Consider the following 11,215-nt stretch of genomic DNA (forward strand, 5'->3'; position numbering starts at 1 on the left):
TTGATAATATTGAGATAATGTAGAATGTTTGAATGATTTTCATCTGTAAAATCGTGTCATCACAATACAAACCTTATCCTCTAATCCTCTCTAAAATCATTGGATTGATTTCTATGTGATGACAATCATTCCTCCCCTTGTCCTATGAAAAAAAATAACGATGTGGGTATAACGGAATGTCAAAAATAGAGTAAATACCTGCTCTTATTACCTCCAAACCTTTTAGATTCATCTGTCCTTTGTGGTAGTTGTTTGCTACCTTCTGAACGCTATGTACTTGCATTTTATATCAAACCATCTGCCTTAAAAAGCAATATCAGCTGATGTAAATATAAAACACAACAATCAAATTTGTTTTTATGGGTTTATGGGATTTGATTCAATCAAATCCCTATGGTATATACAAGCAAACTAAAAACTTGTATTTGCGATACTCTATTTGCTATAGCGGTATTTTTATTGATAACTCATATTACTTATATCTTCTCCTTTGTTTTTATCAATTCCTATTATTTTTCACTTCATAGACTTCAGATTGTATCTTTTTGTTATTGTTTGCCCATTGAGCGATTTTATCAATAGCTGTTTTGGCTTTATCAATATCGCTTTGAGTTTGATAAGGTCCTGCTAGATAGCTATGAAGTGTCCTATTCTTGCTGTCTTTAAAACTATAAACTCTAAAAGAATGTCCTTTGAGTTGTTTTTCTAAGTTTGCATTAGTAGAAGAGATGGTAACTATCCTTAGATAATACCCAGACTCTGGAGCACAACCTTGACATTTAGTCTTTGCCTCAGAGATAGAGAGTATTTTTGCTGCTTTGATGGGTTGTGCTTTAGAGACTTTAGCTTGTTGTGCTTGTTGTTTTGCTCTTATTTTTTCTTCTTCTTTGAGTTTTTTTGCTTCTGCTTGTTTTTGAGCTTTGATGTTGCGCTCTAAGCTAGAAGTCTTTTTGCCAAAGTTCCATCTTCCACCCAGATTGATATTGTAATCAATATTATAGATACCAAAGAAAGTTCTGCCTATATCTGCATACACTCTCCAATCTTCATTGATTTTTACATTCGTGCCTAAAGAGAGGGCAAGTTTGTTGTTGCTAGGAGTTTGAGAAGTGATAGCTTGAGGATTCATTGTATCAACCAAAGAAGTGCTTCCTCCAGTATTGAGTTCATTTACATAAGAAATACCCAGTCTAATATCTCCATAAAAACTAGAAGTTCTTATTTCCTTGCCTATGACTGCTCCAACCCTAGAGATAAGAGCATTATTGCCATCTAAGGTAGCAGAGATAGTAGAAGCTTCAGATACAGAGTTCAAAGAAGTATTGAAATTATTCCCTGCAATATAACCATAGATAAGCTCTACTTGAGGTTCTATATAAAAACCTTGAGTATAAATGTTTTTAGCTATTTTTAAATAAGGCAATACATTATCGAGTTTATAACGATAACCCACTTCTCCTCCTAGCAAGAAAGCAGAATTGCCTAGTATTTGTTCAGAAGTTACAGCACTATTGATTTTATTGTGCATATACAGATATTTAGTGATGGCATCTACATAAAGACCATTGTCCATCAAATAAGTATTATAAATCCCTAAGCCCAAGGTATTACCCAATCCTTTGTAATCACTTCCTTCAGAGTTGATAATAGAAGTATCTGCTACAACCCCTACATAATTCACTCCACCTAAGACATCAAATTTATAATCATATCCAGCTTGGATGGTAGTGTAGATATCTCTGTTGCTATCATCACTTCCCATTCCATTCATAATCCTAGCCCAAGCACCCTGTGTTGCTCCTATGCCTCTTAACTCTCCCATTCTTAAATGCAGGTTATTGGTCTCAACCCTGAAGTTTCTATAAGCACTGCTTAAACTCTGCTGCATTGGAGCAACCACAGCAGTATTCACTGAAGAAACAAGAGAATTGAGGTAGAATTCGGTGTGATATGTATCAGGGGATGCACTAAGTCCTCCTGCTTGCATCCCTTTGTCTGTCACATTTTTCCCAATCACTTCAGGAGTATAAATCCTAAGCCCTGCTTTAGAATACGCTCCTTTGAAATAAGAAGTGCTGATAGTTCCAGCTACATTGGCTACAAGAATAGGAGCAGAAACACTGCCTCCTCCTTGTGGATAGAACTGCAAATAATTCACTCTATTAGTAGATGTAGTTACACTATTAACTGTTATCATTGGATCTTGATCTGAATTTGATAAATTCACCCCTAATCTAAAGATAGCATTATTGGCATCTAAACTATTAACAGTTAAGTTCAAATAACCACCATTGTTGTTAGCACTAGGAGTTGCAGCAACGATGCTTGCTCCTGCTATATGATTTGCTCCAGAGAGCATTGCATTAGATGTGTTAGCATCCCTTCCTGTGAGATCAATCACAGCAAAAGGATTGTTAGCACTAGAAGCTTCTAAGATAGCAGAAGTAGGTGCAAAGTCATTTTGAACCACAAGTTTATTGACTGAAGAGTCCTTAGTGAGTATCCAGTGTCCTGCTGTTTTTCCATTTCCTCCGCTGAATGTATAGGTATTGCCACTGTTTTGATCATTGATACTTCCTATCAAAGAGGTATTTCCATTAAAGCCTGTGATTTTTGCTTGTTTATCACCCAAGTCAATATCAGCGATCGCAGCAGTGCTACTACCTGAGAATTTAGAGAAATCATACACAGAGTTTTCATTTTCATTTTTGATATTTACTGAACTCCCTACCCCAAAGATTGCATCTACTTTTGAAGTGGTAGAAATTTCTCCTTGATAAACCACTCCATTAGGAGATTTGTCTTTGTTTTTTCCGATATTGATGGTTTGATCTTTAGCATTGGTGGTATTGGCTGCATCTTTGATATCTCCTGCAATGGTTGTGCTTCCATCAAAGTTGAATGTTCCAGCAGTGCTTTGGTATCCAGAGCCATTAGTATTTGAACCTCCACTTAAGATGTTATTCAAAGTAGAAGTATTTATTGAACCTGCATCTTGGAAGCTGTATTTTGAATCCTTATCTCCACCTGAGATAACCTTACCATCTTTGAAGTCAGAGCTATTTTCTCCTATAAAGGTAATATCTTTAGTGGCATCTCCTTTGATATTTCCATTGATATGCGAAGGATTTTTTTCTGTGCTATCAAAGGTAGCTTGAATGGTTCCATTAAAGGTGCTATCGCTTCCATCTGTGCCTTTGAAGTTTTTATCCTGATTGAGATCGCCTTGTATGTTAGTGCCACTTATACCAATCGTTCCAACTGTGTTTTGGAAAGGATTTTTAGAAGCATCTGTGGTATTGTTGAGGGTATGGTTGATGGTATTGATAATGCCACCAGAATCTGTGCTTAAAGCATTAGAGCCATCTGTGAGGTTAGCAACTGTATAAGTACTATCAGATGTAGCGCCTCCTTTTGTAGTCTTTCCACCTTCTGTCGTATCAGTGGCGTCTTTGATAACCCCTATTTCTTTTTTGGAACCATCTGGTTTATTTGCACTCCCTCCAAAATCAAAGGTAATATCTTGAACCCCTCCATTTGCAATATACTCATTGTTTTTAATATCATCTCCTGTAACTGACATATCCACATTGGCATTTACAGCATTCTCTACCTTGCCTACTTGATAAGAGTTCCCTATCCATTTGATAGTCCCTTTTACGTTTTTGCCATCAGTAGCAATCGTAGATAGATCGATCTTGCCATAATCAACAAAGGAATAGATGTTTTTGATATTATCATCATTGCTGATTTTAAAGTTACTTCCAGTAGATGTTGCTCCAATAAAAGATAATTGCAATACCCCTGCTGTTTTGCCTACATTTGCATTAAAAGTATGCTCTGTGCTTAGATCAAGTGCCATTGTATCTTTGACTGAATCATTGTAGTTTTTGATAAATGTTTTAGCTTGATCTGATGTGATGTTTGTATCTTTAGAATTGAAATACGCATTCATTACAGAAGTAGATGAACCAGCAGTATCCGCATTGTCTTTAATATCTCCATCAAAGGTTGTATTTACAATAGTTGAAGTTCCACCAAAGGCATTGATTTTAGTATAAGAGAGATTACTTGTACCATTTAAATCCAAAGTAGAATTACTTGTTCCACCACTTATACTTGCTTTGGAAGTAAAAGCATCATTGCCCAAGAAACTAAAATGAGCTTCTACCTTATCTCCTAGTTTGAAATCTCCATCTAGCTTAGCTTTTCTGACTTTTAAAATAGAACTAGAGAGAGCTCCAAAGCCATCAGTTGTTAGAAAACCATCTGGATTATCTGCACTTACATAAGCTGCATCTTTGACAAAATAAGTATCATCTCCTCTTTGATCAAAGTTTGCATTTAAGATAAAGGCTGTTTTTGAGAGGTCATTGCTTCCTAAGGTAGTTCCGATCAAATTGATGATGCCTGTGTTTTGAGTGTCATTATTATTAATGGCTTCATTGTTTGAATTAGTGTTATCAACAGTTACTGTTGTGTTAAACGCATCAAGAGACATTGGGGAGTATGTATTGTCTGCATTGATAAAATTGATCTGAGCATAATTATTATTTGAAGTATCTTTTGTGGGTTGATAGTTGGTAAAAAACGCAGTAGCTGAGTTAGCTTTAGAGCTAAAAAAGTTATGAGAGGCACTTCCTATGAAAGTCAATTTAGGAGCGAGGTAATTATTACCCTGTGTGCTTTTGAAACTTTTAATCCCATAGCTAGAACTTTCAATATAATCTTTTCCTAATTTTGAGTCATTCAAACTGATGGTTTTTTTATCACTATCTTTGATAATTGTCTCCAAGCCATCTCCATTAGAGAAGGTCATTTGAAATTTTTGAGATTCATTGGGATTTTTGAATTTAGAATTGAAAGAGAATAAACCTCCAGTAAAGCTATCACCATATAAAGACACCCCTCTTAGAGATAAAGAATAAAAATTCTGCAAATCAAGTCTGTTTGCTAAAGAACTAGGAGCAATTTCATTAATCTGTAATACCCCTCCTGTGTTGCTAATATTAATAGAAGAAACCATTGACCCTTCTGTAGAAGTAGGGGTATCATGCACAGCAATGGTGAGATTAACATCTGAAGCTTTTAGATCAGCTCCTGTTGTAGAGGAAGCTATATTTTTAACATCTGTATAAACTTCGTTTCCATCTTTATCTTTAGAAATAGATTTCAAACTTCCTCTACCATCAAAGGCAATCTTAGAGTAGCCATCTAAAACACTGGTGGTGTTGCTATTATTAGCACCAACTCCAATATAACTTCCTGCATAAAAAGAAGCTGGGGTATTAGAAGTGGCTATAGAAGAGAAGGCTAGATCATAATAAGTTCCTCTAGTTTTACTAGCTCCATTGCTTTTTTCATAATCGCTGTCAGTTTTATTATTGGTATAGATATTTCCAATAATAGAAGTACCTCTTGAGATAATCGAGCTTCCATCTGCAAAGAATGTTCCTTTGTAGTTTTTATCCCAAGTATCTGTTTCTTTAAACGCATCAGAAGTTGAGTGGATATACACAGGGGCTGAATTGCTAAAATTGAGTTTGCTATTGCCACTTCCGATAATAACTACTTGTTTTTTGCCTTCATTTAAAGTGGTATTGCTGAGATTGACAATCAATCTGTTGTCTTTACTTCCTAAAATAAAGCCATCTTGCACCTCTTGATTTTCAAAGGTCACGCCCACAATCCCACCATTGCCTGAAGTATCTTTTTGTGAGAGGAAATCCCCACTAAAGCCTAGATGATTGATCCAAAGACCTGAACCTGCAGCCACATTTGAAGTGATGATAGAACCAATCTCTCCATTATCAGAACTTGCATTCACATTGAGTACTTTATCAGAGTGTAAAGTTACAGGAGTATTTCCTAATGCCCCTGCTCCATAAAGTGTGAGATTCAAAGTCCCTTTTGTGCTAATAGAGCTTCCAGAATAGAAGGATTTATTAAGGGGTACTTTTGTGTTTTTATCAAAGCTAGAAGTGATGCTTTGGCTACCATCTGCTAGATTATAAAAGCTTAGATCCAAGTTGTATTTTGTGTTAATGTCTCCAGAAATAGAAGTCCCTGCAAAAGCAAAGGTGGTGTTATCATCCAAGCTTTGAGCAACACTGTTACCTAATAAGATTTTTTTATCCCTTGAAGCATCTGCAGCCCTAAAATGCACTCCATTAAAGCCTAAGGTATTAAAAATACCATCTTGAGTGTTGCTTGCTTGCCATTGAATAGGACTTGAAGCTGCACTAGAATGATTGTCTGTTAGATTCACAAAAGTAAATTTAGAACCACTGCCCCCTGCAAGATAATAGTTATGATCGCTTGCATTTTTATTTTCAATTTTATCTGCTTGGTTATTGTTGCTAAAATCAAAGATGAGATCTTTAACATTATTACTTGCATCTTTATAAACAACATTTCCAGAGAATGCTTTGTTATTGTTTGTAAAGTCAATCAAGCCAGAATTGAAATAAATATCTCCTGTTATGGTTGTTCTAGAAATATTTACAGAAGCTTTGGTATTTTCAAATTGGGTGTCTTTCAAGGTTCCTGCATCAATGAAATTGATCACTGAATTGCTATTGAGCAATCCAATATTTCCTGTATAAAAAGAAGTGGTTGTATTAGGATAAGGAATGCCTCCATTGAAAGTAAGGTTATAAACAGAATTCACAGCACTTGTACCTTCAATATCAAAATTAAGGCTTCCTTTATCATCTGCTCCCCAGAGTTTGGCATTGTTTTTATCAATGGTAGCATTGATTGTAAGGCTATCGCCTCCTTTTACTTCAAGGGTTGTTTTGCCATCTTTAGAGGTGGTAGAAAGTGCACTTTGTCCATAAAGATTCACAACATTGTTAGAATCACTAGCTCCAGCATTGATATTACTCATCTGCACTGTGCCAACATCTATGAGATCTAAGGTGACATTTTTAGCATTACTTCCTAATTTAGTAGCTTCTTTAGAATCTGTTTGAGCAAATCCTGAAGAATTACTTCCAGCAAATACAAAGGTGAAAGCCTTATTAGAATCAATGCTTCCTTTGAAATGGGTGTCTTTGATTTTAAGCACATCATTAAGGTTTGCATTCACTCCATACAAATCCCCATTTGTTTGGAGATTGTTATTGAAATTGCTTGGAGTTTGTTGGCCATAGTCTTTAAATACTAAAGCGTTGATTTCTTTATTATTTTCTCCTAAGCTTACAAAGCTCACATTACCTGTTGGATTAAAAGTTCCACTCGCATTCACTCCATTTAAGACAACCTTTCCATTCATCGCATAATTTGAGAATCCACTCCCTGCTCCAAAGTTCAAGGTCATATCTCTAAAGGTAAAGATAGAATCACTTGCTCCCCCAGAGATTTTTGCATTACTATTGAGGGAATTTTCTCCATAAAAATGGAAGTTAGCATGAACATTGCCATCTAAAGTGAGGTTTCCATTAAGTGCGCTTTTGGCAATCTCTAATTGGGTATTTCCGATGGTTTTATTATCACTATAGTATCTTTGAGCATCATTATCTCTGTCTTTGAGATCTCTTTGATCAAAACTAGCATTGATATAAACTTGTGTTTGGTTCAAACCATCAGTTGATTTTGGAGCACCGATGGATACTTGACCTAATGTGGTTCCTGCAAGGTTGTAGTAATACTTCACAGTTCCTTTTGAACCGCTATTATTAGATGCTAGAAGAATATCTGCCATGGATGTGTTTTTGAACTTAGATATCAAGGAAGTTTTCATTGAGTTTTTAGTACTCGCATCTGTGATATTTGAAACCATTTGCGTTGCCACTGCTTCAGCAGAGCTACCTTGAGCTTTGATAATTCCTTCGATAGTAGAGCTCAAGGTAGTTCCCATATTGATGAGATTGATGTTCGCTTTTGCATCTCCGCCTAATTCCATTGGCTTAGTAACCATAGGAGTAGCGATAACAGAAGCATCTCCGATGAAGGTGATATTATTTTCCTTGCCCTTAAGTGAGACTGTTCCTGATTTGATAGTCAAAGTAGAGCTATCGACATAATCTGTGTTTGGCTTATTCACTCCTGCTGCATTTGTTTTTGAAGTCAAAAGTGATCCATCTTTGGTTTTTAAGAGGGTGTCTTTTGTGCTAGAGGTAGCATTAGCAAAAATCAAATTCACTCTAGAACCTTCCCAAGCTGAAAGACCATTATCTAAGGTGATATTTGTTCCTCTTATATCAAAGTTACCTTTGACATCTTTTTGACCACTTACTTGAGAGAAGACAACATTTGCTCCAGTATTGTCGAGATTGAAGTTAGTATTACCTGTGCTAGAACCTCCTAAAGAAATAGTGGTCACCCCTCCTTTATGGGTTTTCTCATCATAAGGAGTGAGAGGTTTTAAAGAACCTTCCCCACTAAAAGAAACTGAAGAACCATTAGCTAAAACCCCGATATGATCAGTAGTAAAACTCGTAGGTTTATGACCATTTGCAGTGCTTGAGTCAAAAGAAAGAGTGGCTTTGACATCAGAAGCTTTTGTAGTTGAATCTAATTTGCTGTAAAGATTCCCCACCAAAGACATATTATTCGCGATTAAATTTCCAGAATCTAAGCCATTAGTTTCGCTCAAGCCTTTGATTTCTAAGGTTTCTCCTGGATTTTTGAAATTCAGTTCTTTTTCTCCTGTTGAAGAGAGATCAACTACTGGAGTCGCATAAGTGGATGTGCCATCAGAAGAAGTGCCTTTGAGTTTTCCTTGATAAGCAGCTTGGATCACAGGATCACTACTAGAATATAGAGAATTCTCTCCTAAATTCACTTTGATAGGCTTATCAGAAGAACCGCCAATAACTCCATAAAATTTAGAATTGCTATCAAAGCTCACATCTGCACTTCCTTTTGTCCAATCCCCAACAATAGAAGTTCCATCTGATATTAATGAAGAATTAGCTCCGGCATTATCTGTATGCAAAGCAGCGATGGTTGCACCTGTGTCTTTGAAGTTTAATGAAGTATCCCCCGTTCCTAAAGTGATGTTTAAGGCTTGGTGATTAGTTGGATTGATAGCATCTTTTCCTTCAAAAGAGAGGGTTTGATTATTGGTATTTCCAGAAAAATTGATAGAAGTTCCATTATAAGAAGCTGGTGGAATGGTTTTACCATCATCATCTTTGCTAGGAGTAGAAGAAAATCCTAGATTGTAGCTGTAGTTAGTGTCCTTGATATTTCCAGTGATAGAACTCCCTGAGAGTTTGAACTCTGTAGAAGTTGCAATATCTTTTTTCTGATCATCAGTTAAACTTATTGAACTGCCATCTGGGTTTTTCGCTGCACTTGGATTATTGATTCCTGTAATCCCTGCAGCTTTAAGTCCATCTACGATCGAGCCTCCTGCAGTAGAATTGATATTGATGCCATCTAAGTTTTTGATAGTGAGGGAAGAATCTGCACTCCCTCCTAGGATCGCACCTGTGAATTTGTCTTTGGAGTTATTTCCAGAGAAATCCAAGGTCAAATCATGTTTTCCATCTCCTATGATTGAGAGGCCTTTAGAATTGCTAGAAGAAGCATCGATGGATAAAGTTACATCTTGAGCTTTTTTGGTGGTCTCTGCTTTCCCTGAAGAGTCTTTTTTAGGTTGTCCTTTATCATCTAAAACAGGTACATTCACATCACCCCCTAATACTCCTGTTAGGGTTGTACCAGAGAGAGCTACGCTTAGATCAGCAACTGAGGTAGAGCCTAGTTGTGTGGTGGAGATGGTTCCTGCGTTGTTCAAAGAAACATCTACTTTAGTAGGATCTCCCTTGATACTTCCTGTCCAAGCACTCTCTCCTTTTGAAGCATCAAAGGTTCCAGGAGTATATAGAAAGTCTGCTTTTAAGGTAAAATCTCCACTATCTGTAGGAGCTTGAATATCTGCATCTGAGCTTTTACCTTTAACATAGCCATCTCCTTTTGTATGAGTTTTTCCTTCTTGAGTGAGGGTTGCAAAAACTGTATTGCCTTTGTCATCTGTGTTTTTTACAATCTCTGTGCTTCCATCTGGTTTCTGTACTAATTTGGCATTACCAAAGACCAAATTAGCACTTTTTAGATCACTTGCAGCAGAGGTATTGCCCAAGAGCTTAGAGATGGTTTGCTTATCTAGTTGTTCTCCTTTGGCCAAACTAACAGAAGTACCCACTAAATTTAAAGAGCCCACTTTAGCATCAGAGCCAAATGTGATACCACTTACAGTAGAGAGATCTTGTTTTTTAGAAGAATCAGTGGAGAGATTACCCAAGTTAGCAAAGGTATAAGAAGAATCACTTGAGCCACCAGAGATTTTGATAGGAGTGGTGGGTTTGCCGATGGTATTGCCACTTGCATCTTTTCCACCAAAGACAAAGGATATATCATTTTTTGCAGTAGAAGATGAAGTAATATCTCCTATTTGGAGGGATTTGGTGATGGTTTTACCACTAGAGTCAGTGGTGGTAACAGGAGTGAAATCAAATGTTCCATTGATGCTTCCTGTGAATTTATGAGTGCTATCACCTATTTTTCCTATACTCTGACCTTTTGTATTTGTAAAGGTAATGCTAGAAGGATTAGCAGTATCTGAGTTTGTATTTTTTATATCGCCTACTGAAGCACCATTAAAGGTTGCATTTAAAGCAGCTTTTCCAACATCAATATTACCCACAGTTGCGTTTTTATCTAGGTTGATGTCTAGTGCTGCACCTTCTTTAGGAGTTTTTGTACCATCTCCATAACTGATATTGCCTATTTTTAGATTCTCTTTGCCTTGAGAGTTGGTGATTTTAATAGTGTTTGAGAAATTGCTGATAGAAGTAATATTTCCAATATTAGAGCTATCAAAAGTACCACTGACCTTACCACCAGCTCCACCACTAGTAGGGTTTGTGATGGTGATATTACCGATGTTTGCATTATGAGCATCAAAATGCATATCTCCACCATTTGAGTTTTTGACATCTTTTAAAGTGGAGTCTTTGATGACAAAATTCGCTGCGTCTTTAAAATCATTTTTAAAGCCCAAAGTGGAGTTGTTTGTGGCAGTAAAAGTGGGGGTAACTCCGGTAAAATCTTTTTGAGAATAATCCAAATTATCTAAAGTAGTGTTGCTGAGATTGATAGCTACAGAGCCTTCTTGACTGGTTACTTTACCCGTGCTGTTTTTTGTTACACCTATGTTGTTGTAGATTTTACCTTCGAATTTGGCATTGTTTTTGAAGTTGAA

General features: G+C 36.5%; 1 protein-coding gene. It reads right to left on the reverse strand.

Annotation, left to right across the window (positions count from 1 at the left end; genetic code table 11):
* Positions 1–499: 499 nt before the first annotated feature.
* Positions 500–11,080, reverse strand: a complete 10,581-nt coding sequence (locus Q5I06_RS08545) for a hypothetical protein (RefSeq protein ID WP_305517769.1) — start codon at positions 11,078–11,080, stop codon at positions 500–502.
* Between the last annotated feature and the right edge of the window lie 135 nt (positions 11,081–11,215).

Source organism: Helicobacter cappadocius (genome assembly GCF_030688855.1).
In the GTDB taxonomy this organism is placed as follows: Bacteria; Campylobacterota; Campylobacteria; order Campylobacterales; family Helicobacteraceae; genus Helicobacter_J; species Helicobacter_J cappadocius.